The organism is Marinobacter sp. 3-2 (assembly GCF_003751355.1).
GTDB lineage: Bacteria > Pseudomonadota > Gammaproteobacteria > Pseudomonadales > Oleiphilaceae > Marinobacter > Marinobacter adhaerens.
In genome coordinates this window covers 152333-174943 of the sequence record NZ_RJUQ01000019.1, presented here as the reverse complement: position 1 = coordinate 174943, position 22611 = coordinate 152333, and the positions used below count along the sequence as shown (strand labels likewise).

General features: G+C 55.5%; 33 protein-coding genes. All 33 read left to right on the top strand.

Annotation, left to right across the window (positions count from 1 at the left end; all coding sequences use genetic code 11):
* The first annotated feature begins 15 nt into the window (after positions 1–15).
* The 33 genes from rpoC (at position 16) to rplQ (ending at position 22522) form a co-directional block, all read left to right on the top strand.
* On the top strand, positions 16–4230 hold the full coding sequence (gene rpoC / locus EDB94_RS19580; RefSeq protein WP_008174840.1) for a DNA-directed RNA polymerase subunit beta': 4215 nt from the start codon (positions 16–18) through the stop codon (positions 4228–4230).
* A gap of 167 nt (positions 4231–4397) precedes the next feature.
* A complete protein-coding gene (gene rpsL / locus EDB94_RS19575) occupies positions 4398–4772 on the top strand; it encodes a 30S ribosomal protein S12 (protein ID WP_008174844.1) in 375 nt (124 codons plus the stop codon).
* A gap of 114 nt (positions 4773–4886) precedes the next feature.
* Positions 4887–5357, top strand: a complete 471-nt coding sequence (gene rpsG / locus EDB94_RS19570) for a 30S ribosomal protein S7 (RefSeq protein ID WP_008174847.1) — start codon at positions 4887–4889, stop codon at positions 5355–5357.
* Between the two features lie 18 nt (positions 5358–5375).
* The gene (fusA, locus tag EDB94_RS19565) at positions 5376–7481 is read left to right on the top strand and encodes an elongation factor G (RefSeq protein ID WP_008174849.1); all 2106 of its coding nucleotides are present in this window, start codon (positions 5376–5378) and stop codon (positions 7479–7481) included.
* 35 nt (positions 7482–7516) lie between these two features.
* On the top strand, positions 7517–8713 hold the full coding sequence (gene tuf / locus EDB94_RS19560) for an elongation factor Tu (RefSeq protein WP_008174851.1): 1197 nt from the start codon (positions 7517–7519) through the stop codon (positions 8711–8713).
* 186 nt (positions 8714–8899) lie between these two features.
* Entirely contained in the window at positions 8900–9211 is a 312-nt protein-coding gene (rpsJ, locus tag EDB94_RS19555) for a 30S ribosomal protein S10 (protein WP_004580743.1), read from the top strand.
* A 76-nt stretch (positions 9212–9287) separates the two neighbouring features.
* On the top strand, positions 9288–9926 hold the full coding sequence (rplC, locus tag EDB94_RS19550; RefSeq protein ID WP_008174858.1) for a 50S ribosomal protein L3: 639 nt from the start codon (positions 9288–9290) through the stop codon (positions 9924–9926).
* A gap of 11 nt (positions 9927–9937) precedes the next feature.
* The gene (gene rplD / locus EDB94_RS19545) at positions 9938–10543 is read left to right on the top strand and encodes a 50S ribosomal protein L4 (RefSeq protein WP_008174860.1); all 606 of its coding nucleotides are present in this window, start codon (positions 9938–9940) and stop codon (positions 10541–10543) included.
* On the top strand, positions 10540–10833 hold the full coding sequence (gene rplW, locus EDB94_RS19540; protein WP_008174862.1) for a 50S ribosomal protein L23: 294 nt from the start codon (positions 10540–10542) through the stop codon (positions 10831–10833). The genes rplD and rplW overlap by 4 nt, the downstream gene beginning before the upstream one ends.
* Positions 10834–10850: 17 nt before the next feature.
* Positions 10851–11678, top strand: a complete 828-nt coding sequence (gene rplB / locus EDB94_RS19535) for a 50S ribosomal protein L2 (RefSeq protein ID WP_008174864.1) — start codon at positions 10851–10853, stop codon at positions 11676–11678.
* A gap of 23 nt (positions 11679–11701) precedes the next feature.
* Positions 11702–11977 (top strand): 30S ribosomal protein S19, encoded by a 276-nt coding sequence (rpsS, locus tag EDB94_RS19530; protein ID WP_007154011.1) that lies wholly within the window; start codon positions 11702–11704, stop codon positions 11975–11977.
* A 16-nt stretch (positions 11978–11993) separates the two neighbouring features.
* Entirely contained in the window at positions 11994–12326 is a 333-nt protein-coding gene (gene rplV, locus EDB94_RS19525) for a 50S ribosomal protein L22 (protein ID WP_008174870.1), read from the top strand.
* An 11-nt stretch (positions 12327–12337) separates the two neighbouring features.
* Positions 12338–13021 (top strand): 30S ribosomal protein S3, encoded by a 684-nt coding sequence (gene rpsC / locus EDB94_RS19520; RefSeq protein ID WP_008174872.1) that lies wholly within the window; start codon positions 12338–12340, stop codon positions 13019–13021.
* 12 nt (positions 13022–13033) lie between these two features.
* Positions 13034–13447, top strand: coding sequence for a 50S ribosomal protein L16 (gene rplP, locus EDB94_RS19515; RefSeq protein WP_008174875.1), 414 nt, complete (start codon positions 13034–13036; stop codon positions 13445–13447).
* Positions 13447–13638: a 50S ribosomal protein L29 gene (gene rpmC / locus EDB94_RS19510; protein WP_008174877.1), complete on the top strand. Its 192-nt coding sequence runs from the start codon at positions 13447–13449 to the stop codon at positions 13636–13638. Before rplP ends, rpmC begins: the two co-directional genes overlap by 1 nt.
* 1 nt (position 13639) lies before the next feature.
* Positions 13640–13906 carry a 30S ribosomal protein S17 gene (gene rpsQ, locus EDB94_RS19505; RefSeq protein ID WP_008174879.1) on the top strand — a complete coding sequence of 89 codons (267 nt, stop codon included), beginning with the start codon at positions 13640–13642 and terminating at the stop codon, positions 13904–13906.
* Between the two features lie 18 nt (positions 13907–13924).
* Positions 13925–14293: a 50S ribosomal protein L14 gene (gene rplN / locus EDB94_RS19500; protein WP_007154005.1), complete on the top strand. Its 369-nt coding sequence runs from the start codon at positions 13925–13927 to the stop codon at positions 14291–14293.
* Between the two features lie 17 nt (positions 14294–14310).
* Positions 14311–14631 (top strand): 50S ribosomal protein L24, encoded by a 321-nt coding sequence (gene rplX / locus EDB94_RS19495; RefSeq protein ID WP_008174881.1) that lies wholly within the window; start codon positions 14311–14313, stop codon positions 14629–14631.
* Between the two features lie 15 nt (positions 14632–14646).
* Positions 14647–15186, top strand: coding sequence for a 50S ribosomal protein L5 (gene rplE / locus EDB94_RS19490; protein WP_008174883.1), 540 nt, complete (start codon positions 14647–14649; stop codon positions 15184–15186).
* Between the two features lie 12 nt (positions 15187–15198).
* The gene (gene rpsN, locus EDB94_RS19485; protein WP_008174884.1) at positions 15199–15504 is read left to right on the top strand and encodes a 30S ribosomal protein S14; all 306 of its coding nucleotides are present in this window, start codon (positions 15199–15201) and stop codon (positions 15502–15504) included.
* 88 nt (positions 15505–15592) lie between these two features.
* Complete coding sequence (rpsH, locus tag EDB94_RS19480; RefSeq protein ID WP_008174886.1) at positions 15593–15985, top strand: 30S ribosomal protein S8; 393 nt, start codon at positions 15593–15595, stop codon at positions 15983–15985.
* A gap of 9 nt (positions 15986–15994) precedes the next feature.
* Positions 15995–16528 (top strand): 50S ribosomal protein L6, encoded by a 534-nt coding sequence (gene rplF / locus EDB94_RS19475; RefSeq protein ID WP_008174888.1) that lies wholly within the window; start codon positions 15995–15997, stop codon positions 16526–16528.
* Positions 16529–16537: 9 nt separating this feature from the next.
* Positions 16538–16885 carry a 50S ribosomal protein L18 gene (rplR, locus tag EDB94_RS19470; RefSeq protein ID WP_041644927.1) on the top strand — a complete coding sequence of 116 codons (348 nt, stop codon included), beginning with the start codon at positions 16538–16540 and terminating at the stop codon, positions 16883–16885.
* A 12-nt stretch (positions 16886–16897) separates the two neighbouring features.
* Positions 16898–17398: a 30S ribosomal protein S5 gene (gene rpsE / locus EDB94_RS19465; RefSeq protein ID WP_008174892.1), complete on the top strand. Its 501-nt coding sequence runs from the start codon at positions 16898–16900 to the stop codon at positions 17396–17398.
* A gap of 4 nt (positions 17399–17402) precedes the next feature.
* Positions 17403–17591 (top strand): 50S ribosomal protein L30, encoded by a 189-nt coding sequence (gene rpmD / locus EDB94_RS19460; RefSeq protein ID WP_012139786.1) that lies wholly within the window; start codon positions 17403–17405, stop codon positions 17589–17591.
* Between the two features lies 1 nt (position 17592).
* Positions 17593–18027 (top strand): 50S ribosomal protein L15, encoded by a 435-nt coding sequence (rplO, locus tag EDB94_RS19455; protein ID WP_014575962.1) that lies wholly within the window; start codon positions 17593–17595, stop codon positions 18025–18027.
* Positions 18028–18044: 17 nt separating this feature from the next.
* Positions 18045–19367 (top strand): preprotein translocase subunit SecY, encoded by a 1323-nt coding sequence (secY, locus tag EDB94_RS19450; protein WP_008174899.1) that lies wholly within the window; start codon positions 18045–18047, stop codon positions 19365–19367.
* Between the two features lie 30 nt (positions 19368–19397).
* Positions 19398–19511, top strand: a complete 114-nt coding sequence (gene rpmJ, locus EDB94_RS19445; protein WP_008174902.1) for a 50S ribosomal protein L36 — start codon at positions 19398–19400, stop codon at positions 19509–19511.
* 140 nt (positions 19512–19651) lie between these two features.
* On the top strand, positions 19652–20008 hold the full coding sequence (gene rpsM, locus EDB94_RS19440; protein ID WP_014575963.1) for a 30S ribosomal protein S13: 357 nt from the start codon (positions 19652–19654) through the stop codon (positions 20006–20008).
* 13 nt (positions 20009–20021) lie between these two features.
* Positions 20022–20411 carry a 30S ribosomal protein S11 gene (gene rpsK / locus EDB94_RS19435; protein WP_007153992.1) on the top strand — a complete coding sequence of 130 codons (390 nt, stop codon included), beginning with the start codon at positions 20022–20024 and terminating at the stop codon, positions 20409–20411.
* A gap of 18 nt (positions 20412–20429) precedes the next feature.
* Positions 20430–21050 carry a 30S ribosomal protein S4 gene (gene rpsD, locus EDB94_RS19430; RefSeq protein WP_053114301.1) on the top strand — a complete coding sequence of 207 codons (621 nt, stop codon included), beginning with the start codon at positions 20430–20432 and terminating at the stop codon, positions 21048–21050.
* Positions 21051–21085: 35 nt separating this feature from the next.
* On the top strand, positions 21086–22090 hold the full coding sequence (locus EDB94_RS19425; RefSeq protein WP_008174911.1) for a DNA-directed RNA polymerase subunit alpha: 1005 nt from the start codon (positions 21086–21088) through the stop codon (positions 22088–22090).
* A 33-nt stretch (positions 22091–22123) separates the two neighbouring features.
* Positions 22124–22522 (top strand): 50S ribosomal protein L17, encoded by a 399-nt coding sequence (gene rplQ, locus EDB94_RS19420; protein ID WP_008174913.1) that lies wholly within the window; start codon positions 22124–22126, stop codon positions 22520–22522.
* Positions 22523–22611: the final 89 nt, after the last annotated feature.

Sequence of the window (22611 nt, the reverse complement as noted above, 5' to 3'; positions counted from 1 at the left end):
CCGGAGCTTTTACTGATGAAAGATTTGCTGAATCTTCTCAAGAGCCAGAACCAAAGCAAGGAATTCGACGCCATCCGTATTGGCCTGGCGTCGCCTGACATGATCCGTTCCTGGTCCTTTGGCGAAGTGAAGAAGCCTGAGACCATTAACTACCGTACCTTCAAGCCGGAGCGCGACGGTCTTTTCTGTGCCAAGATCTTCGGCCCGATCAAGGACTACGAGTGCCTGTGCGGTAAATACAAGCGCCTCAAACATCGCGGTGTTATCTGCGAGAAGTGTGGCGTTGAGGTTGCGCTGGCCAGTGTCCGCCGTGAGCGGATGGGCCACATCGAGCTGGCCAGCCCGGTCGCGCACATCTGGTTCCTGAAGTCACTGCCGTCCCGTATCGGTCTGATGCTGGACATGACCCTGCGCGATATCGAGCGGGTCCTGTACTTCGAGTCCTTTATTGTTATCGATCCGGGGATGACCACCCTGGAGAAGGGCCAGCTGCTGAACGATGAGCAGTACTATGAAGCCCTGGAAGAATTCGGTGACGAGTTCGACGCCCGCATGGGTGCCGAAGCGGTCAAGGAGCTCCTTGAAGGTATTGACCTGCAGGAAGAGGTCGATGCCCTGCGTGAGGAGATTCCGCAGACCAACTCCGAAACCAAGATCAAGAAGTTCAGCAAGCGTCTGAAAATTCTTGAGGCGTTCCTGTATTCCGGCAACAAGCCAGGCGACATGGTCATGACCGTGCTGCCGGTGCTTCCGCCGGATCTGCGCCCGCTGGTACCGCTGGACGGTGGCCGCTTCGCGACCTCTGATCTGAACGATCTTTACCGTCGGGTGATCAACCGGAACAACCGTCTCAAGCGCCTGCTGGAGCTGAACGCTCCGGATATCATCGTGCGTAACGAGAAACGGATGCTGCAGGAAGCCGTTGACGCGCTGCTGGACAACGGACGCCGTGGCCGGGCCATTACCGGCACCAACAAGCGCCCGCTGAAGTCCCTGGCTGACATGATCAAGGGTAAGCAGGGTCGTTTCCGTCAGAACCTGCTTGGTAAGCGTGTGGACTACTCCGGTCGTTCAGTGATCGTGGTCGGTCCGTACCTGCGCCTGCACCAGTGTGGTCTTCCGAAGAAGATGGCACTGGAATTGTTCAAGCCGTTTATTTTCTCCAAGTTGGAGCACCGCGGCCTGGCGACCACCATCAAGGCCGCCAAGAAGATGGTCGAGCGCGAGGAAGGCGTGGTCTGGGATATCCTGGACGAAGTCATCCGTGAGCACCCGATCATGCTGAACCGTGCGCCGACCCTGCACCGTCTGGGTATCCAGGCGTTCGAGCCGGTTCTGATCGAAGGCAAGGCGATCCAGCTGCATCCGCTGGTGTGTGCGGCCTACAACGCCGACTTTGACGGTGACCAGATGGCGGTTCACGTACCGCTGACCCTGGAAGCCCAGCTCGAAGCCCGTGCGCTGATGATGTCCACCAACAACGTACTGTCGCCGGCCAACGGCGAGCCGATTATCGTGCCGTCCCAAGACGTGGTACTCGGCCTGTACTACATGACCCGTGAGCGCAAGAGCGCCCTGGGTGAGGGTATGGTGTTTGCTGACGTCAAAGAGGCGCATCGTGCCTATGGCGCTGGCAAGGTCGACCTTCAGGCGATCGTCAAGGTTCGCGTGAAGGAAGTGGCGATTGCCGAAGATGGCTCCCGTACCGAGCAATACAAGATTGTTGATACCACGGTTGGTCGTGCTCTGCTGTTTGACATCGTGCCTGATGGCCTGTCCTACGAGCTGGTCAACAAGCCGATGGTCAAGAAGGCAATCTCTAACCTGATCAACACCTGCTACCGTGATGCCGGTCTGAAAGACACCGTCATCTTCGCGGATCAGTTGATGTACATGGGTTATCACTACGCGACCGTTTCCGGTATCTCTATTGGTTTCAACGATTTCGAGATTCCGCCGGAGAAGTACGAGCTGGTTGATGCCGCATCCGCTGAGGTGAAGGATATCGAAACCCAGTACGCGTCCGGTCTGCTGACCCAGGGCGAGAAGTACAACAAGGTTATCGACATCTGGTCACGTGCCAACGATAAAGTTTCCAAAGCCATGATGGAGCGTCTGGCGAAGGAGCAGGTTATCGGGCCTGACGGACAGCCGGTGAAGGGCGAGGATGGCGAATACCTGATGCAGGAGTCGTTCAACTCGGTTTACATGATGGCCGATTCCGGCGCCCGGGGTTCCGCGGCCCAGATCCGTCAGCTGGCCGGTATGCGTGGCCTTATGGCCAAGCCGGACGGCTCTATCATCGAAACGCCGATCACTGCGAACTTCCGTGAAGGTCTGAACGTACTCCAGTACTTCATCTCCACTCACGGTGCCCGTAAGGGTCTGGCGGATACCGCTCTGAAGACCGCGAACTCCGGTTACCTGACCCGTCGTCTGGTAGACGTCTCCCAGGATCTGGTCGTTACCGAGCCTGACTGTGGAACCGACGAAGGTCTGCTGATGACGCCGCACATCGAAGGTGGCGACGTTGTAGTACCGCTGGGTGACCGGGTTCTGGGTCGTGTGACCGCCCGTGATGCGTTTACTCCGACCGACAAGGACAACGCCGTTATCGAAGCCGGCACTCTGCTGGACGAGAAGGCCGTTGAAACCCTTGAGCGGGCCGGTGTGGATGAAGTCTGGGTTCGCTCTGCGATCACCTGTGAAACCCGCCACGGTATCTGCTCCAAGTGCTACGGCCGTGATCTGGCCCGTGGTCACGAGGTCAACGTCGGTGAAGCTGTGGGCGTTATCGCTGCGCAGTCCATCGGTGAGCCGGGTACCCAGCTGACTATGCGTACCTTCCACATTGGTGGTGCGGCCAGCCGGGCGTCCGCGGTGGACAATATCCAGGTCAAGCATGGCGGTACCGTCCGTCTGCACAATATGAAGTCGATCGAGAAGGCCGACGGTACTCTGGTAGTGATTTCCCGTTCCTCCGCGTTGGCCATTGCCGATGACCAGGGTCGTGAGCGTGAATGGTACAAGCTGCCATACGGCGCTGTTCTATCCGTCAAGCACGGTGATGCGGTTGAAGCGGGCGTTGTGGTTGCCAAGTGGGATCCGCACACCCACCCGATCATCGCCGAGGCTGGTGGTACCGCAAAATTCGTCAACATGGACCAGGGCATCACTGTTCGCACCCAGACCGACGAATTGACGGGCCTGTCCACCATGGAGGTCATCGACTCCAAGGAGCGTCCTGCAGCTGGTAAGGACATTCGTCCTGCGATCCAGCTCATTGATGAGAAGGGTGAAGAAGTGGAGCTGCCAGGTGGCGGTACCGCGATCTTCTTCCTGCCGGCAAACGCTCTGGTCACCATGGCCAACGGTGCGCGGATCGAACTGGGTGACGTGGTAGCACGGATCCCGCAGGAAAGCTCCAAGACCCGGGATATCACCGGTGGTCTGCCGCGGGTTGCCGACCTGTTCGAGGCCCGTCGTCCGAAGGAATCCTCCATCCTGGCTGAAATCAGCGGTATGGTCTCGTTCGGCAAGGAAACCAAGGGCAAGAAGCGTCTGGTTATCACACCGAAGGATGGGGATGCTTACGAAGTTCTGATTCCGAAGCACCGTCAGCTCAACGTCTTCGAAGGCGAGACCGTTGAGAAGGGTGAGGTAATCTCGGACGGTCCGTCCAACCCGCACGATATTCTGCGTCTGCTGGGTGTGGTGGAACTGGCCAAGTACATCACCAACGAAATCCAGGACGTTTACCGTCTGCAGGGTGTTGTCATCAACGATAAACACATTGAGGTTATCGTTCGTCAGATGCTGCGGAAAGTGGAAATCACCGATCCCGGCGATACCACTCTGCTTTCCGGCGACCAGGTGGAAATCACTCAGGTGCTGGAAGAAAACGAGAAGGCCGATGCCGCCGACAAAGAGCCTGCACGGTTCGAGCGTCTGCTGCTGGGTATCACCAAGGCTTCCCTGGCCACCGAGTCGTTCATTTCTGCGGCTTCGTTCCAGGAAACCACCCGGGTACTCACCGAAGGTGCGGTTACCGGTAAGCGTGATTACCTGCGCGGCCTGAAGGAAAACGTTGTGGTTGGTCGACTGATTCCGGCCGGTACCGGTCTGGCATACCACAACGAGCGTCGTCGCAAGCGCGACCTGGAAGAGCAGGGCGTAACCGCGGCCGACGTGGAAGAAGCTCTGAGCGCCGAGCTCAACCGCGAAAGCTGAGTTGGGACGGCGCGCCGCCTCCGGGTAGTTACCTACCCGAGAGGTGGTCAAAAAGAGACCAGTCATCTTGACTGTCCGGGGGCGCAGGCTTACACTTGCGTCCCTTAAATTTTACCCCCTGCACAGGGGGTAAGTTTCATTGATATGGTTTTTTGGAGTTTGCTTACATGGCAACGATTAATCAGTTGGTGCGTAAGCCTCGTAAGCGCAAGGTAGCCAAGAGCGATGTTCCTGCTCTCCAGGCCTGCCCTCAGCGCCGTGGTGTGTGCACTCGTGTGTATACCACAACGCCGAAGAAGCCGAACTCAGCACTGCGTAAAGTGTGCCGTGTTCGTCTGACCAACGGCTACGAGGTTTCCTCATACATTGGTGGTGAAGGTCACAACCTTCAGGAGCACAGTGTTGTGCTTATCCGTGGCGGTCGAGTAAAAGACCTTCCGGGTGTGCGCTATCACACTGTTCGCGGAACGCTGGACACCCAGGGTGTACAGAACCGTAAGCAGGGCCGCTCCAAGTACGGTGCAAAACGACCCAAGTCCTGATGTCCCGAGCGGGTGTCTTTTATCGTTGCTTGTCAGAACGGTAAGAGTAAGGCTGAGTAGCATTTGCTATCTCAGGGGTTCCTGAAGACCTTTTAGATATATAAGGGCTTATCGATGCCTAGAAGAAGAGTTGCAGCTAAACGGGAAATTATCCCGGATCCGAAATTCGGCAGTGCACGTCTTGCCAAGTTCATCAACCACGTGATGGAAAGTGGCAAGAAGTCTACCGCAGAGCGCATTGTTTACGGCGCTCTGGACATTGTTGCCGAGAAATCCAAAGAAGAGCCGATCGACATGTTCGAGAAGGCCCTGGAGAACATCCAGCCGATGGTTGAGGTTAAGTCCCGTCGTGTTGGTGGTGCTACTTACCAGGTGCCTGTCGAAGTACGGCCTTCCCGTCAGAACGCGCTGGCAATGCGCTGGCTCGTAGAATATTCACGGAAGCGCGGTGAGAAGTCCATGGCTCAGCGTCTGGCTGGTGAAATCCTGGACGCCGCTGACAGCAAAGGCTCCGCTGTTAAGAAGCGTGAAGATGTTCACCGCATGGCAGAAGCCAACAAGGCGTTCTCTCACTTCCGTTTCTAATCAGCCGAGGTTTATACAGTGGCACGCAAGACTCCTATCAAGCGTTACAGAAACATTGGTATTTGTGCGCACGTTGATGCGGGCAAAACCACGACCACCGAGCGGGTACTGTTCTATACAGGTATTTCCCACAAGATCGGTGAAGTTCATGATGGTGCAGCTACCATGGACTGGATGGAGCAGGAGCAGGAGCGTGGTATTACCATCACCTCTGCTGCGACTACGACATTCTGGCAGGGTATGGACAAGCAGTACCCGGAGCACCGGATCAACATCATCGACACCCCGGGGCACGTTGACTTCACTATCGAAGTAGAGCGCTCCCTGCGCGTACTCGACGGTGCGGTTGTCGTGTTCTGTGGTTCCTCCGGTGTTGAGCCGCAGTCCGAGACTGTATGGCGTCAGGCCAACAAGTACGAAGTTCCCCGCATGGTGTTCGTCAACAAGATGGACCGTGCCGGTGCAAATTTCCTGCGCGTCGTCGAGCAGATCAAAAAGCGTCTCGGTGCGAACTGCGTTCCCATCCAGTTGCCGATCGGTGCTGAAGACAATTTCGCCGGTATCGTTGACCTGATCCGGAACAAGGCCATCTACTGGAACGAAGCTGACTCTGGCGCAACTTACGAGCAGAAAGACGTTCCCGCGGAAATGGAAGACGAAGTCGCCATGTACCGCGAGCAGATGGTTGAAGCTGCTGCAGAAGCCAACGAAGAGTTGATGGAAAAGTACCTCGAAGAGGGTGAGCTCTCCATCGACGATATCAAGAAGGGTCTGCGTATGCGTACCCTGGCGAACGAGATCGTTGTTGCTACCTGTGGTTCTGCGTTCAAGAACAAGGGTGTCCAGGCGGTTCTGGATTCCGTTATTGAGTTCCTGCCGGCGCCGGACGAAGTCAAGGCCATCCGTGGTGAAGTTGACGAAGACGGTACCGAGGAGCTTCGTGAGGCGGATGATGATGCGCCGTTCGCGGCACTGGCGTTCAAGATCGCCACAGACCCGTTTGTGGGCACGCTGACCTTCTTCCGGGTTTACTCCGGTAAGCTTGAGTCCGGTAATGCCGTCTACAACTCGGTCAAAGGCAAGAAAGAGCGCGTCGGTCGTATGGTTCAGATGCACTCCAAGGATCGTCAGGAAATCAAAGAAGTACTGGCGGGCGACATCGCTGCTGCGATCGGCCTGAAGAGCGTGACCACCGGTGACACCCTGTGCGACGAGAATCACAAGATCATTCTCGAGCGCATGGAATTCCCGGAGCCGGTAATCTCCGTTGCTGTTGAGCCGAAGTCCAAGGCGGACCAGGAAAAGATGGGCGTTGCCCTGGGTAAGCTGGCTCAGGAAGATCCGTCGTTCCGCGTTCGTACCGACGAGGAATCCGGTCAGACTATCATCTCTGGCATGGGTGAGCTTCACCTGGACATCATCGTTGACCGTATGCGTCGCGAGTTCAAGGTAGAGGCGAACATCGGCAAGCCGCAGGTGGCCTACCGTGAGCGCATTCGCAAGTCGGTAGACGTCGAAGGCAAATTCGTGCGTCAGTCTGGTGGTCGTGGTCAGTATGGTCACGTCAAGATCAAGCTTGAGCCGTTGCCGCTGGATGATGAAGATGGCGAAAACTTTATCTTCGTGAATGAGATTGTTGGTGGTGTTGTTCCCAAGGAATACATCCCGGCAGTTCAGCAGGGTATTGAAGAGCAGATGCAGAACGGCTGTCTGGCCGGTTATCCGCTGCTGCGTATCAAGGCAACCCTGTACGACGGTTCCTATCACGACGTCGACTCGAACGAGATGGCCTTCAAGGTCGCTGGTTCCATGGCAATGAAGAAGGGTGCCCTCGAGGCGAACCCGGCACTGCTCGAGCCGATCATGCGTGTTGAGGTTGTGACGCCGGAAGATTACATGGGTGATGTTGTAGGCGACCTGAACCGTCGTCGCGGCGTTATCCAGGGCATGGACGAAGGTCCTGCCGGTAAGGTCATCCGTGCAGAGGTTCCGTTGTCGGAAATGTTCGGTTACGCCACCGACCTGCGTTCTGCAACGCAAGGCCGGGCGTCCTATGCGATGGAGTTCTCTGGTTATTCAGAGGCACCTTCGAACATTGCCGAAGCGATCATTAAAAAGGGTTGATCCCCAGGACTTAAGAAACAGGAAGAGGTGTAACCGTGTCTAAATCTAAATTTGAGCGTAATAAGCCGCACTTGAACGTAGGCACCATTGGTCACGTTGACCATGGTAAAACCACTTTGACTGCTGCCCTGACCCGTGTATGTCACGAAGTTTGGGGTACAGGCTCTGCGAGTGCCTTCGACCAGATCGATAACGCACCGGAAGAGAAGGCGCGTGGTATTACCATTGCGACTTCCCACGTTGAGTACGATTCCCCGAATCGCCACTACGCTCACGTAGACTGCCCGGGCCACGCTGACTATGTGAAGAACATGATCACTGGTGCAGCGCAGATGGACGGCGCGATCCTGGTTTGCTCCGCAGCTGACGGCCCCATGCCGCAGACCCGTGAGCACATCCTGCTGTCCCGTCAGGTTGGCGTACCTTTCATCGTTGTGTTCCTGAACAAAGCGGACATGGTAGACGATGAAGAGCTGCTCGAGCTGGTTGAGATGGAAGTTCGTGATCTGCTGAGCCAGTACGACTTCCCGGGTGACGACACTCCGATCATCACCGGTTCTGCGCTGATGGCGCTGGAAGGCAAAGACGACAACGAGATGGGTACTACCGCTGTTAAGAAGCTGGTAGAAGCTCTGGATGACTACATCCCCGAGCCGGAGCGTGCGATCGATCAGCCGTTCCTGATGCCGATCGAGGACGTCTTCTCTATCTCTGGTCGTGGTACTGTTGTGACCGGCCGTGTTGAGCGTGGCGTTATCAAGACTGGTGACGAAGTGGAAATCGTTGGTATCAAGGATACCGTGAAGACCACTTGTACTGGTGTTGAGATGTTCCGCAAACTGCTGGACGAAGGTCGTGCCGGTGAGAACATTGGTGCGCTGCTGCGTGGCACCAAGCGTGACGACGTTGAGCGTGGTCAGGTTCTGGCGGTTCCGGGTTCCATCACTCCGCACACCAAGTTCGAGTGCGAAGTGTACGTACTGTCCAAAGAAGAAGGCGGCCGTCATACTCCGTTCTTCAAGGGCTACCGTCCGCAGTTCTACTTCCGTACCACCGACGTGACCGGTTCTTGCGAACTGCCGGAAGGTGTGGAAATGGTTATGCCGGGTGACAACGTCAAGATGAGTGTTACCCTGATTGCTCCGATCGCCATGGAAGATGGCCTGCGCTTCGCGATTCGTGAAGGCGGCCGTACCGTTGGTGCCGGCGTAGTCTCCAAGATCATCGAGTAATCTTCTCGTTTGATCAGGAAAAAAGGGGCTGATTCTTCAGCCCCTTTTTCTGTTTCAGCCGCAAAGCCAGCCTGACCCGGTCAACCAGTATTGCTGTTGACAGGGTTGGGTATTATGCATACAATGCGGCTCCTTTTTTTGAAGGTCGGCTAACTAGTAGCTGCTACGAGTGGAGTTTGGTGCATCATGCAAAGCCAAAAAATTCGAATCCGGTTGAAGGCGTTTGATTATCGCCTGATCGACCAGTCCACGCAGGAGATCGTCGATACCGCCAAGCGGACCGGCGCTCAGGTGCGTGGCCCTATCCCTCTGCCGACGCGGAAGGAAAAGTACACCGTATTGATCTCTCCGCACGTCAATAAGGACGCGCGCGATCAGTATGAAATTCGTACGCATAAGCGTTTGCTCGACATCGTTGAGCCGACGGAAAAGACAGTAGATGCTCTGATGAAACTGGACCTGGCAGCAGGTGTAGACGTTCAGATCAGCCTCGGCTAATACCGCCCGGTATTAGTCTGTGTAACTGTCATAAGGCCATAGAGGGTGAGAGCCCCGTACACTTAAGAGGTGAAACATGGCAATTGGTGTTGTCGGTCGTAAGGCCGGTATGACCCGTATTTTTACGGAAGATGGGCAGGCACTGCCCGTAACGGTAATTGAGGTTGAGCCCAACCGCATTACCCAACTGAAAACTCTTGAAAGCGATGGCTACCGCGCCGTTCAGGTGACTGTCGGTACTCGTCGTTCCTCTCGTGTTACCAAGAGCGAAGCGGGCCACTTTGCCAAGGCGGGTGTTGAAGCCGGTCGTGGTATGTGGGAATTCCGCCTTGCCGATGGCGAAGGTGAAGACCTGGCCGCCGGTGGCGAGATCACGGCTTCTGTATTCGAAGACGGTCAGGTGGTAGATGCCATCGGCCAGTCCAAGGGTAAGGGCTTCCAGGGCGGTGTTAAGCGCTGGAACTTCTCCATGCAGGATGCCACTCACGGTAACTCTCTGTCTCACCGTGCTCCGGGTTCCATTGGTCAGAACCAGACTCCGGGCAAGGTATTCAAGGGCAAAAAGATGGCGGGCCAGATGGGTAATGCTCAGGTAACTGTGCAGAACCTGAAAATTGTCCGTGTCGACGCCGAGCGCAACCTGCTGCTGGTAAGTGGTGCCGTTCCCGGCGCAACTGGCGGCGATGTTGTCATCAAGCCTGCAGTTAAAGCCTGAGGAGCGGTGCGATGGAATTGACTATTACAGGTAGCGGCAAGGGAATTTCTGTTTCCGACGCTGCATTCGCCAAAGATTTTAACGAGTCGCTGGTTCACCAGGTAGTGACTGCCTACATGGCAGGCGCCCGCCAGGGTACCAAGGCTCAGAAAACGCGTTCCGAAGTAAGCGGTGGCGGTAAGAAGCCATGGCGTCAGAAGGGCACCGGTCGTGCCCGTGCCGGTACTATCCGTAGTCCGATCTGGCGCTCCGGTGGCGTTACCTTTGCAGCCAAGCCTCGCGGCTTTGAGCAGAAGGTAAACCGCAAAATGTACCGCGCAGCGATGCGCTCCATTTTTTCCGAGCTGGTTCGCCAGGAGCGTCTGGTTGTTGTTGACGACATGAACGTTGACAGCCCGAAGACCAAGGCATTCAACGCCAAGCTGAAGGATATCGGTGTGACCAATGCGCTGATTCTGTCCGACAACGTCGAACAGAACCTGCATCTGGCCTCACGCAACATTCCGCACGTTGACGTGCGTGATATTGCTGGTCTGGATCCGGTTAGCCTGGTTGCCTTCGAGAAGGTCGTTGTGACCGTTCCCGCTCTGAAGAAGATCGAGGAGATGCTGGGATGAATCAGGAACGTATTTACAAGGTCCTGCTTGGGCCGCACGTATCGGAAAAAGCGTCTCTGGCAGCAGAGCGTGGTCAGGTAGTGTTTCGTGTAGCACCTGATGCCACCAAGCCCGAGATCAAAAAAGCCGTTGAGCAGCTGTTCAACGTCACCGTAGAAGGTGTTCAGGTTCTGAACCGTAAGGGTAAGCTCAAGCGCACTATCCGCGGGTTCGGCAAGCGTAATGACATTCGTAAGGCTTACGTAAAGCTGGCAGAAGGTCAGGACATCGATTTTCTGGATGTGGAATAAGGTAAAGGGGTCGTAATATGCCGATCGTCAAAACCAAACCAACATCTGCCGGACGCCGTCACGTTGTAAAGCTTTACAACCCGGATCTGCACACTGGGCGCCCCTACGAGCCGTTGGTAGAAAGAAAGAACAAGACGGGTGGTCGTAACAATGTAGGCCGCATCACAACCCGTCACACGGGTGGTGGCCACAAGAAGCACTACCGTGTCATCGATTTCAAGCGGACCAAAGATGGTATCCCGGCGACTATTGAGCGCCTGGAATACGATCCGAACCGCTCTGCGCACATTGCACTGCTGAAGTATGCCGATGGCGAGCGTCGTTACATCATCGCTCCCAAGGGTATGCAGATCGGTGATCCTGTGCGCTCCGGTATCGACGCGCCAATCAAGGTGGGTAGCACGCTGCCGCTCCGGAATATTCCGGTCGGTTCTGTGATCCACTGCGTCGAACTCAAGCCTGGCAAAGGTGCACAGCTGGCTCGCTCTGCGGGCGCATCCGTACAGCTGGTTGCCCGGGAAGGTGCTTATGCCACCATCCGCCTGCGCTCAGGTGAAATGCGTAAGGTGCTTGTTGACTGTCGCGCAACGTTGGGTGAAGTATCCAACAGCGAACACAGCCTCAAGCAGCTTGGTAAAGCGGGTGCATCACGTTGGCGCGGCAAACGGCCAACAGTACGTGGTGTTGCTATGAACCCAGTTGACCACCCGCATGGTGGTGGTGAAGGGCGTACCTCTGGCGGGCGTCACCCGGTTACTCCGTGGGGTGTTCCGACCAAAGGGCATAAGACTCGTAAGAACAAGCGTACTGACAAAATGATAGTACGTCGTCGTTCGGCCAAGTAAACGACTACATAGAGGTAATTGCTGTGCCACGTTCTTTGAAGAAAGGTCCTTTTATAGACCTGCATCTGTTGAAGAAGGTCGAGGCAGCTCTGGAAGCTAACGACAAGCGGCCGATCAAAACCTGGTCCCGCCGGTCGACAGTCTTTCCGGAGATGGTAGGCCTGACCATTGCAGTCCACAACGGCAAGCAGCACGTGCCGGTTTATGTCACCGAAGATATGGTTGGACATAAGCTGGGTGAGTTCGCGGCAACGCGTACTTATCGTGGTCATGCGGCCGACAAGAAAGCTAAACGCTGATTCTGAGGTAATCAAAATGGAAGTAGCAGCCAAGTATAAGGGCGCTAACCTCTCAGCTCAGAAAGCACGTCTTGTCGCTGACCAAGTACGTGGCAAGGCTGTTGAGGATGCCCTGAACATTCTGACTTTCAGCCCGAAGAAGGCGGCGGTCGTGATCAAGAAAGCTCTTGAGTCCGCCATCGCCAACGCTGAGCATAACGAAGGTCTGGACGTTGACGAACTGCGGGTTTCCACCGTGATGGTGGATGAGGGTCCGACGCTCAAGCGAATCAAAGCTCGAGCCAAGGGGCGCGCTGACCGTATTTTCAAGCGCACCTGCCATATCACCGTCAAGGTCGCCGACAAGTAGGAGATGCTCAGATGGGTCATAAAGTAAATCCAACCGGCATTCGCCTGGGTGTGATCAAAGAGCACAACTCAGTCTGGTATGCCGACAAAAAGGAATACTCCAAGAACCTGCTTAATGATATTCAGGTTCGCGAGTTCCTCGACAAGCGTCTGGTTAAGGCGTCTGTCAGCAAGATTGTGATCGAGCGCCCTGCTCAGAACGCCCGTATCACGATCCATACTGCCCGTCCCGGTATTGTTATCGGTAAGAAGGGTGAAGATGTTGATCGTCTGCGTCGCGAAGTCAGCGACATGATGGGTGTGCCTGTGCACATCAACATCGAAGAAGTCCGCAAGCCGGACCTCGATGCCCGCCTGGTAGCGCAAAACGTTGCCGGCCAGCTGGAGCGTCGTGTGATGTTCCGTCGCGCTATGAAGCGTGCGGTCCAGAACGCCATGCGCCAGGGTGCCAAGGGTATCAAGATCCAGGTTGGCGGTCGTCTCGGGGGTGCTGAAATCGCGCGTTCCGAGTGGTATCGCGAAGGTCGTGTTCCGCTGCACACACTGCGTGCAGATATTGATTACGCAACCTACGAAGCGCATACCACTTACGGCGTAATCGGCGTCAAGGTATGGATCTTCAAAGGTGAGATTCTTGGTGGTATGGAGCAGGTCCGTGCTGACAAGAAAGCCTCTGGGAAGAAAGGTTCTAAGTAAAGGGGCACTCTTATGCTGCAACCAAAACGCACCAAATTCCGCAAGGTAATGAAAGGCCGTAACACCGGTCTTGCTCACCGCGCCAACAAGGTGAGCTTCGGTGAATACGGATTGAAGGCTACGAGCCGTGGGCGTATAACTGCGCGCCAGATTGAGGCAGCGCGTCGTACCATGACTCGTCGCATCAAGCGGGGCGGTAAGATCTGGATTCGGGTATTCCCGGACAAGCCGATCACCGGTAAGCCGCTTGAAGTTCGAATGGGTAAAGGTAAGGGTTCTGTCGAGTATTGGGTGGCTGAAATCCAGCCTGGCCGCATGCTCTACGAGATGGAAGGTGTTTCCGAGGAAATCGCTCGTGACGCATTCACTCTCGCGGCGGCCAAACTGCCGGTACAGACCACCTTTGTAACGAGGACGGTGATGTGATGAAAGCAACAGAGCTGCGTGAAAAGTCAGTCGAGGAGCTGAACAAAGAGCTGATCGACCTCCTGAAGGAGCAGTTCAACCTGCGCATGCGTAAGGCGACAGGTCAGCTGAATCAGTCTCACCTTCTCGGCAAGGTGAAGCGCGACATCGCTCGCGTGAAAACAGTATTGAACGAAAAGGCAGGACAGTGACATGACCGAAGCTACCCAAACTGCCAGAACTCTGAGCGGCAAGGTCGTGAGCAACAAGATGGAGAAGTCCATCGTGGTGCTGGTCGAGCGTCAGGTGAAACACCCGCTGTACGGTAAGTACATGAAGCGTTCAACCAAGATCCACGCTCACGATGAGAGCAATCAGTGCAACATCGGTGACACTGTGACCATTCAGGAAACCCGTCCGGTCTCCAAGACCAAGAGCTGGGCCCTGGTGGAAGTCACTGAACGTGCATCCAAGGTGTAATTCGCCCGGAGAACAACCATGATTCAGACTCAAACAATGCTTGAAGTCGCGGATAACAGCGGTGCGCGTCAGGTGATGTGCATCAAGGTCCTGGGCGGTTCACATCGGCGTTATGCCAGCGTAGGGGATATCATCAAGGTGACCGTCAAGGAAGCCATCCCCCGCGGTAAAGTGAAGAAAGGCCAGGTCCTGAAAGCTGTCGTGGTACGCACCCGCAAGGGTGTTCGCCGTCCCGACGGTTCGCTGATCCGTTTCGACGGAAACGCGGCGGTACTTCTGAACAATCAGGACGCACCGATTGGTACCCGTATCTTCGGACCGGTTACCCGTGAACTGCGTAATGAAAAGTTCATGAAGATTATCTCACTGGCACCCGAAGTACTTTAAAGGACCAGAGGCCGGTTATGAAAAAGATCAAACGAGATGACGAAGTAATCGTCACCACGGGGAAAGATAAAGGCAAACGTGGTAAAGTCCTGAAGGTTCAGGACGATGGCCGCATGGTGGTTTCTGGGATCAATATGATCAAGAAGCACACCAAGCCGAACCCGATGCTGGGCTCCCCAGGTGGCATCGTCGAAAAAGAAGCACCTATCCAGGCTTCCAACGTGGCTATTTTTAATCCGCAGACCGGCAAAGCCGATCGTGTAGGCTTCCAGATCAAGGAAGACGGCGCGAAAGTGCGGATCTTCAAGTCCACGAATGAAGCTGTCGATAACCAGTAAGCGGTGGTGGTTACGATGCTTAACATGAAAGAGCAGTACAGTAAGGAAGTGGTACCCGCCCTGCAGAAAGAGTTCAGCTACAAGAACATCATGCAGGTGCCGCGTATCGAAAAGATCACCCTTAACATGGGTGTCGGCGAAGCGGTTGGTGACAAGAAGCTGATTGAGAATGCTGTGGCGGATCTCGAGCGCCTGGCAGGTCAGAAAGCGGTTGTTACCAAGGCTCGTAAATCCGTCGCGGGTTTCAAAATCCGTGAAGGTTGGCCTATCGGTTGTAAAGTTACCCTGCGCGGCGAGCGTATGTGGGACTTCTTTGATCGTCTGGTTCACATTGCGGTTCCCCGCATTCGTGACTTCCGCGGTCTGAATCCCAAATCGTTCGACGGTCGCGGTAACTACAGCATGGGTGTGCGTGAGCAGATCATTTTCCCCGAGATCGAGTACGACAAAGTCGACAAGATCCGTGGTCTGGATATCACCATTACCACCACTGCCGGTACCGACGATGAAGGTCGCGAACTGTTGAAAGCCTTTGGCTTTCCGTTCAAGAAATAAGGAACGAGTGTAATGGCTAAGGTTTCCATGAAAAACCGTGAGCTCAAGCGCGAAAAGACCGTTGCGAAGTTTGCAGCGAAGCGTGCCGAGCTCAAGGCGATTATCAAGAACCCGAATACCAGCGATGATGACCGTTGGGACGCACAGATGAAGCTTCAGCAGCTTCCTCGCGATGCTTCTCCTTCGCGTCTTCGTAATCGTTGCCAGGTGACTGGTCGTCCCCACGGCGTTCTGCGCAAGTTTGAGCTGTCACGGATCAAACTCCGTGAATACGGCATGCGCGGTGACGTTCCGGGCCTGACCAAGGCAAGCTGGTAAGATAGGCACCCTGACCTCGGTCGGGTGCCTGTTGGTAAGCGGTGCGGCAAGCCGCTGCACAACTAAAAAGATCAGGAGCCTCATACCAATGAGTATGCAAGACACGCTTGCGGATATGTTTACCCGTATCCGTAATGCACAGATGGCATCGAAAGCAGACGTTACGATGCCGTCTTCAAAAATGAAGATCTCCGTAGCCCAGGTCCTCAAGGACGAAGGTTACGTCGACGATTTCTCCGTTTCAGCCGACGCGAAGCCCGAGCTGACGATTACTCTGAAATACTTCGGTGGCAAGCCGGTTATTGAAGAGATCAAGCGGGTCAGCCGTCCGAGTCTGCGCCAGTACAACGGCGCTGGGGAACTGCCGAAAGTATCCGGTGGTCTGGGAGTCGCGATTGTCTCAACGTCCAAGGGCGTTATGACAGACCGCGCCGCACGAGCTGCTGGCGTGGGTGGCGAAGTCATCTGCACCGTATTCTAGGAGATACACATGTCCAGGGTTGCCAATAATCCTGTCGTGCTGCCTTCCGGTGTTGAGGTTAAGCTGAACGGACAGGAAATTAGTGTGAAGGGCTCCAAGGGAGCGCTTCAAATCACCATTCACCAGGCGGTTGAAGTAAAGCAGGAAGAAAATGTTCTGCGCTTTGCGGCCCGCGATGGTGCTACCAAGTCCCGCGCTCTTGCTGGTACTACTCGTGCACTGGTCAACAACATGGTGACCGGTGTTTCCACAGGCTGGGAACGTAAACTCCAGCTGACGGGCGTAGGTTACCGTGCCCAGGCGCAAGGTAAGAAGCTCAATCTGACTCTGGGTTTCTCACACCCGGTCGAGTATGAGCTGCCCGAGGGGATTACCGCAGAAACTCCGTCCAATACGGAAGTTGTGATTCGCGGTATCGACAAGCAACAGGTTGGCCAGGTCGCTGCGGAAGTCCGCGCGTTCCGTCCGCCCGAGCCTTATAAGGGCAAGGGTGTTCGTTATGCGGATGAGCAGGTCAGACGCAAAGAAGCCAAGAAGAAATAAGGCGGGACTATGAGCGCGAATACTGAAAGATTGCGTCGCGCACGCAAAGTGCGCATGAAGATCCGTGAACTGGGTACCAATCGTCTGTGCGTTCACCGCACACCGCGTCACATGTACGCCCAGGTCACAACTGCAGACGGCAGCAAGGTGCTGGCTTCTGCCTCCACGTTGGATAAGGAACTGCGCCAGGGTGCAACCGGTAACGTGGACGCTGCCAAAAAGGTCGGTCAGCTGATCGCTGAGCGTGCCAAGGCAGCAGGTGTAGAGCAGGTTGCTTTTGACCGCTCCGGTTACCGTTATCACGGCCGTATTCAGGCTCTGGCCGACGCAGCCCGTGAAGCTGGCTTGCAATTCTAAGAGGTGGAGAAGATGAGCGTTAACGAACAGAAGGCGCCTGAGCTCCAGGAAAAGCTGGTTCAGGTCAATCGTGTCGCCAAGGTTGTTAAAGGTGGCCGTATTTTCGCCTTCACCGCACTGACTGTAGTGGGTGATGGTAAAGGTCGCGTTGGTTTCGGTCGTGGCAAGGCGCGTGAAGTGCCGGTTGCCATCCAGAAGGCCATGGAAGCTGCACGCAAGAACATGGTAGAAGTTCCGCTTGACGGTACTACCCTGCAATACCCGGTCAAGGCTCAGCATGGCGGCTCCAAGGTCTACATGCAGCCTGCGTCCGAAGGTACTGGTATCATCGCCGGCGGTGCGATGCGCGCAGTACTGGAAGTGGCGGGTGTTCAGAACGTACTGTCCAAGTGTTACGGGTCTACCAACCCGGTGAACGTGGTACGTTCCACCATCAAGGGTCTCCAGGCAACTCAAGCGCCTGAAGATATTGCAGCCAAGCGCGGTAAGACCGTGGAAGAGATTCTGGGTTGAAGTCATGGCGAACGCAAAAACGATCAAAGTAACTCTGACCCGCAGCCCCATCGGCTGCCAGCCCAAGCACAAGTTGTGTGTGAAGGGCCTGGGTCTTCGTAAAATCGGTCACACCGTGGAAGTGGAAGATACCCCTTCCATCCGCGGCATGATCAACCGGGTTGATTACCTGGTTCGGGTTGAGGAGAACTAAGATGCGTCTGAACGAACTTAGTCCGGAACCCGGTTCACGCCAGGCCCCCAAGCGGGTCGGTCGTGGTATCGGTAGCGGTCTCGGTAAAACCGGCGGTCGTGGTCACAAGGGCCTGAAAGCCCGCTCCGGCGGCAGTGTAGCGCCCGGTTTCGAGGGTGGTCAGCAGCCGTTGGCCCGTCGTCTGCCGAAGTTTGGCTTCACCTCCCGTCAGCAGCGCTACGTTGCTGAAATTCGCCTGAACGAGTTGGCGAAGGTTGAAGGCGATGTGGTGGATCTGGAAGCCCTGAAAAAGGCAGACATTATTCGCGGAGAGATTCGCGAAGCCAAGGTTATCATGTCCGGCGAACTGAGCCGCGCGGTAACTGTCAAGGGACTTCGGGTAACCAAAGGCGCGCGCGAGGCAATTTCTGCCGCGGGTGGTAAAGTCGAAGACTAAGGCGAGTCGAGGACTAAATGGCCAAGAACGCATCATTGCCTGCGGGCGCGGGTAAAGGACTGGCAGAGCTGCGATCGCGGCTCTGGTTTGTCTTCCTGGCATTGCTGGTGTACCGGATTGGTGCCCACATTCCGGTGCCGGGTATCAACCCCGACCGTCTGGCGGCACTGTTTGAACAGAACCAGGGCACAATCCTGAGCATGTTCAACATGTTTTCCGGTGGTGCGCTTGAGCGCATGAGTATCTTCGCTCTCGGTATCATGCCGTACATTTCGGCCTCTATCATCATGCAGCTCATGACTGCGGTTAGTCCGCAGCTTGAGCAGCTGAAGAAAGAAGGTGAGGCTGGCCGTCGAAAGATCAGCCAGTACACACGGTATGGTACGGTTATCCTGGCCCTGGTTCAGGGTTTTGGTATTTCTGTCGGTCTGGCATCTCAGGGTGTCACTTTCAATGACAGCTTCAGCTTCCACTTTGTGGCGGTTGTGTCATTCGTGAGTGGTGCCGTGTTCATGATGTGGCTTGGCGAGCAGATCACCGAGCGGGGTGTTGGTAACGGCATCTCCCTGCTGATCTTCGCCGGTATCGTCGCCGGGCTTCCCGGTGCGATCGGTCAGACGCTCGAGCAGGCCCGAAATGGTGAGATGAGCCTGCTGGTCGTGCTCGGTATTGGTGTTCTTGCGGTTGCTGTTATCGGCTTCGTGGTCTTCATGGAGCGCGGGCAGCGCAGGCTGACAATCAATTACGCCAAGCGGCAACAGGGTCGCCGGGTGTTCGCCCAGCAGTCCAGTCACCTTCCCCTGAAGGTAAATATGGCCGGTGTTATTCCGCCCATCTTTGCGTCTTCCATTCTGCTCTTCCCGGCATCGCTGGGGCAGTGGTTTGGTCAGGGTGAGGGTATGGAATGGCTGAGCGATGTATCCCAGGCTCTGGCGCCGAGCCAGCCGTTGTACATTATCCTGTTTGCAGCAGCAGTGGTTTTCTTCTGCTTCTTCTATACAGCCCTGATGTACAACCCGAAGGAAGTTGCGGATAACCTCAAGCGCTCTGGAGCGTTTATTCCGGGCATTCGTCCTGGTGATCAGACTGCCAAGTATATCGATGGTGTTCTGACCCGTCTGACGCTGTTCGGTGCAATGTACATTGCAGCAGTTTCCCTGTTCCCTCAGTTCCTGATGGTGGCCGGGAATGTACCGTTCTATCTGGGTGGTACCTCTCTGCTGATTGTTGTAGTCGTGGTGATGGATTTCATGGCGCAGGTTCAGTCGCACCTGATGTCCCATCAGTATGAATCACTGATGAAGAAGTCCAATCTCAAGGGCTATGGTCGGAACGGTTAATCCCGTTCCCCTTGAAAACTGGAGTCGACAATGAAAGTACGCGCTTCGGTAAAGAAAATTTGCCGTAACTGCAAAGTAATTCGTCGCAATGGCTCGGTACGAGTCATTTGCTCGGAGCCTCGTCACAAGCAACGCCAGGGTTGATTCCGAGAGGAATCGTTCCTGACATTGTAGGGTTTCGGAATGATGGCGCTTGACTCCATGCGGGGTCAGGCGCTATTATTTCGCGCCCTTTTTGTGGCGGAAAATTCACACAGCAAAGCTTTGAACGCGGAGTAATTTGGATGGCACGTATAGCCGGTGTCAATATACCCGATCACAAACATGCTGTTGTCTCGCTGACCTACATCTTTGGTGTTGGCAAGACCACAGCCCAGAAGCTTTGCGATGCAACCGGCGTCAAGCCGGACGTCAAGGTCAAAGACCTTAGCGACGAGCAGCTTGAAGCACTTCGTACTGAAGTGGGCAAGGTGTCTGTCGAAGGCGATCTGCGTCGTGAAGTACAGATGAACATCAAGCGTTTGAAGGATCTCGGATGCCACCGTGGTCTGCGTCATCGTCATGGCCTTCCGGTCCGTGGCCAGCGCACCAAGACCAACGCACGCACCCGTAAAGGTCCACGCAAACCTATTCGTAAGTAACAGGTAGGCAAACATGGCAAAGCCAGGTACACGTACCCGTAAAAAGGTGAAAAAGACGGTTGTTGATGGCGTCGCGCACATTCACGCGTCCTTCAACAACACTATCGTGACCATTTCTGACCGTCAGGGCAACGTCCTGTCCTGGGCCACTTCTGGTGGTTCCGGTTTCCGTGGGTCACGCAAGAGTACACCTTTTGCTGCGCAGGTAGCAGCTGAAAGAGCCGGTAATGCGGCTGCTGAATACGGCCTTAAAAACCTGGACGTAGAGGTTAAGGGTCCTGGGCCCGGACGTGAATCTGCAGTTCGCGCGCTGAATGCGTGTGGCTACAAGATCACCAACATCACAGATGTGACGCCGATTCCCCACAACGGCTGTCGTCCGCCCAAGAAGCGCCGCGTCTAACACAGGAGACAGTGAATTATGGCTCGTTATATAGGCCCGAAGTGCAAGCTGTCTCGTCGTGAAGGGACAGATCTTTTTCTGAAGAGCGGTGTTCGCGCGCTCGATTCCAAGTGCAACATCGAGACTCCGCCGGGTATGCACGGCGCGCGTCGCGGTCGTCTGTCCGAGTACGGCGTACAGCTTCGTGAGAAACAGAAAGTTCGTCGTATCTACGGCGTTCTCGAGAAGCAGTTCCGCAACTATTACAAAGAGGCCGCCCGAGGCAAAGGTGCAACTGGTGAAAACCTGCTGCAACTGCTGGAAGGTCGTCTCGATAACGTTGTATACCGCATGGGCTTTGGTTCTACCCGTGCAGAAGCCCGTCAGCTCGTCTCTCACAAGGCGATCCTGGTCAACGACAAGACGGTTAATATTCCGTCCTACCAGGTCCGTCCGGGTGATGTTGTGAGCGTGCGTGAAAAGGCGAAGAACCAGCTGCGTGTTAAAGGCGCACTGGATCTGTCTGCAAGCCGTGCACCGGTGAGCTGGGTAGAGGTCGACGCCAACAAGATGTCCGGCGTTTACAAGTCAGTGCCCGAGCGTACTGAACTGCCGGCCGACATCAACGAGAACCTCATCGTCGAGCTTTACTCCAAGTAAAGCCCAGTTAGCAACGATAGCAGATAGGGGCGTCTATGCAGCGTTCAGTACATGAGTTATTGACACCTCGTACCATTGACGTGAAGGAATCAAGCGCCACACGTGCCAAGGTTACGCTTGAGCCTCTGGAAAGGGGCTTTGGCCATACCCTGGGCAGTGCACTGCGCCGGATTCTCTTGTCTTCGATGCCGGGCTGCGCCGTGACTGAAGCGCAGATTGACGGTGTCCTGCACGAGTACAGCGCCATTGAGGGTGTCCAGGAAGACGTCATTGAGATTCTTCTGAATCTCAAAGGCGTTGCCGTAAAAATGAACGGTCGGGACGATGCCGAGCTTACGCTCAGCAAGAAAGGCCCGGGCGTTGTGACAGCCGGGGATATCAAGCTGGATCATGACGTCGAGATTGCCAACCCGGAGCACGTGATCTGTCACCTTAGCGAGAATGGTGAAGTGAACATGCGTCTCCGTGTTGCACGCGGTCGCGGCTATGAGCCGGCGGACCAGCGCGGTCTTGACGAGGACGAAACTCGCGCCATCGGACGCCTGCAGCTGGATGCAACATTCAGCCCGGTTCGTCGTGTGGCTTACGCCGTGGAAAGTGCACGGGTAGAGCAGCGGACCGATCTGGACAAGCTGGTTATCGACCTGGAGACCAATGGCACCATCGACCCGGAAGAAGCAATTCGCCGGGCGGCCACCATCCTCCAGCAGCAACTGGCGGTGTTTGTCGATTTCGATCATGAGAAAGAGCCCGAGCGCGTTGAGGAAGAGGAAGAAATTGATCCGATCCTGTTGCGTCCGGTTGATGATCTGGAATTGACAGTGCGTTCAGCTAACTGCTTGAAGGCTGAGAACATTTACTACATCGGCGATCTTATCCAGCGCACAGAAGTTGAGCTGTTGAAGACGCCTAACCTTGGTAAAAAGTCGCTGACCGAGATCAAGGACGTTCTGGCGTCCCGTGGTCTGTCACTGGGCATGCGTCTTGATAACTGGCCGCCGGCTAGCCTTCGTGGCGACGACCGGGTTCTGGGCGGTTAATCGCCGATTAGTTTAAGGTAAGGAATCAGAGCAATGCGTCATCGTAAGAGTGGTCGTAAGTTCAGCAGGACCAGTGCGCATCGCAAGGCCATGTTCCGTAACATGACTGCGTCACTGGTTGAACACGAGCTGATCAAAACAACGCTGCCGAAAGCCAAAGAGCTTCGTCGGGTAGCTGAGCCTTTGATCACGCTTTCCAAGAATGATTCGGTCGCGAATCGTCGTCTGGCGTTCTCACGCCTGCGTGACGATGCAGCGGTTGCCAAGCTGTTTGACGAGCTTGGTCCTCGCTACAACGAGCGTCCGGGTGGATACCTTCGTATCCTGAAGTGTGGCTTCCGTGCCGGCGACAATGCCCCTATGGCATTCGTTGAGCTGGTCGGTCGTCCGCTGGATATCGAAGCGGAAGAGGTGGACGAAGACGAGGATTAATTCCCTCGGCTTTGGCCAACCACAAAAAAACCGGGTTCCGCGAGGTTCCCGGTTTTTTTGTGCCTGAAGGGTAGGAGTTTAGTAGTCTG

Coding starts and splice junctions, on each gene's coding strand:
- rpoC (WP_008174840.1), top strand. CDS start 16: ATGAAAGATTTGCTGAATCTTCTCAAGAGCCAGAACCAAAGCAAGGAA.
- rpsL (WP_008174844.1), top strand. CDS start 4,398: ATGGCAACGATTAATCAGTTGGTGCGTAAGCCTCGTAAGCGCAAGGTA.
- rpsG (WP_008174847.1), top strand. CDS start 4,887: ATGCCTAGAAGAAGAGTTGCAGCTAAACGGGAAATTATCCCGGATCCG.
- rpsJ (WP_004580743.1), top strand. CDS start 8,900: ATGCAAAGCCAAAAAATTCGAATCCGGTTGAAGGCGTTTGATTATCGC.
- rplC (WP_008174858.1), top strand. CDS start 9,288: ATGGCAATTGGTGTTGTCGGTCGTAAGGCCGGTATGACCCGTATTTTT.
- rplD (WP_008174860.1), top strand. CDS start 9,938: ATGGAATTGACTATTACAGGTAGCGGCAAGGGAATTTCTGTTTCCGAC.
- rplW (WP_008174862.1), top strand. CDS start 10,540: ATGAATCAGGAACGTATTTACAAGGTCCTGCTTGGGCCGCACGTATCG.
- rplB (WP_008174864.1), top strand. CDS start 10,851: ATGCCGATCGTCAAAACCAAACCAACATCTGCCGGACGCCGTCACGTT.
- rplV (WP_008174870.1), top strand. CDS start 11,994: ATGGAAGTAGCAGCCAAGTATAAGGGCGCTAACCTCTCAGCTCAGAAA.
- rpsC (WP_008174872.1), top strand. CDS start 12,338: ATGGGTCATAAAGTAAATCCAACCGGCATTCGCCTGGGTGTGATCAAA.
- rplP (WP_008174875.1), top strand. CDS start 13,034: ATGCTGCAACCAAAACGCACCAAATTCCGCAAGGTAATGAAAGGCCGT.
- rpmC (WP_008174877.1), top strand. CDS start 13,447: ATGAAAGCAACAGAGCTGCGTGAAAAGTCAGTCGAGGAGCTGAACAAA.
- rpsQ (WP_008174879.1), top strand. CDS start 13,640: ATGACCGAAGCTACCCAAACTGCCAGAACTCTGAGCGGCAAGGTCGTG.
- rplN (WP_007154005.1), top strand. CDS start 13,925: ATGATTCAGACTCAAACAATGCTTGAAGTCGCGGATAACAGCGGTGCG.
- rplX (WP_008174881.1), top strand. CDS start 14,311: ATGAAAAAGATCAAACGAGATGACGAAGTAATCGTCACCACGGGGAAA.
- rplE (WP_008174883.1), top strand. CDS start 14,647: ATGCTTAACATGAAAGAGCAGTACAGTAAGGAAGTGGTACCCGCCCTG.
- rpsN (WP_008174884.1), top strand. CDS start 15,199: ATGGCTAAGGTTTCCATGAAAAACCGTGAGCTCAAGCGCGAAAAGACC.
- rpsH (WP_008174886.1), top strand. CDS start 15,593: ATGAGTATGCAAGACACGCTTGCGGATATGTTTACCCGTATCCGTAAT.
- rplF (WP_008174888.1), top strand. CDS start 15,995: ATGTCCAGGGTTGCCAATAATCCTGTCGTGCTGCCTTCCGGTGTTGAG.
- rplR (WP_041644927.1), top strand. CDS start 16,538: ATGAGCGCGAATACTGAAAGATTGCGTCGCGCACGCAAAGTGCGCATG.
- rpsE (WP_008174892.1), top strand. CDS start 16,898: ATGAGCGTTAACGAACAGAAGGCGCCTGAGCTCCAGGAAAAGCTGGTT.
- rpmD (WP_012139786.1), top strand. CDS start 17,403: ATGGCGAACGCAAAAACGATCAAAGTAACTCTGACCCGCAGCCCCATC.
- rplO (WP_014575962.1), top strand. CDS start 17,593: ATGCGTCTGAACGAACTTAGTCCGGAACCCGGTTCACGCCAGGCCCCC.
- secY (WP_008174899.1), top strand. CDS start 18,045: ATGGCCAAGAACGCATCATTGCCTGCGGGCGCGGGTAAAGGACTGGCA.
- rpmJ (WP_008174902.1), top strand. CDS start 19,398: ATGAAAGTACGCGCTTCGGTAAAGAAAATTTGCCGTAACTGCAAAGTA.
- rpsM (WP_014575963.1), top strand. CDS start 19,652: ATGGCACGTATAGCCGGTGTCAATATACCCGATCACAAACATGCTGTT.
- rpsK (WP_007153992.1), top strand. CDS start 20,022: ATGGCAAAGCCAGGTACACGTACCCGTAAAAAGGTGAAAAAGACGGTT.
- rpsD (WP_053114301.1), top strand. CDS start 20,430: ATGGCTCGTTATATAGGCCCGAAGTGCAAGCTGTCTCGTCGTGAAGGG.
- EDB94_RS19425 (WP_008174911.1), top strand. CDS start 21,086: ATGCAGCGTTCAGTACATGAGTTATTGACACCTCGTACCATTGACGTG.
- rplQ (WP_008174913.1), top strand. CDS start 22,124: ATGCGTCATCGTAAGAGTGGTCGTAAGTTCAGCAGGACCAGTGCGCAT.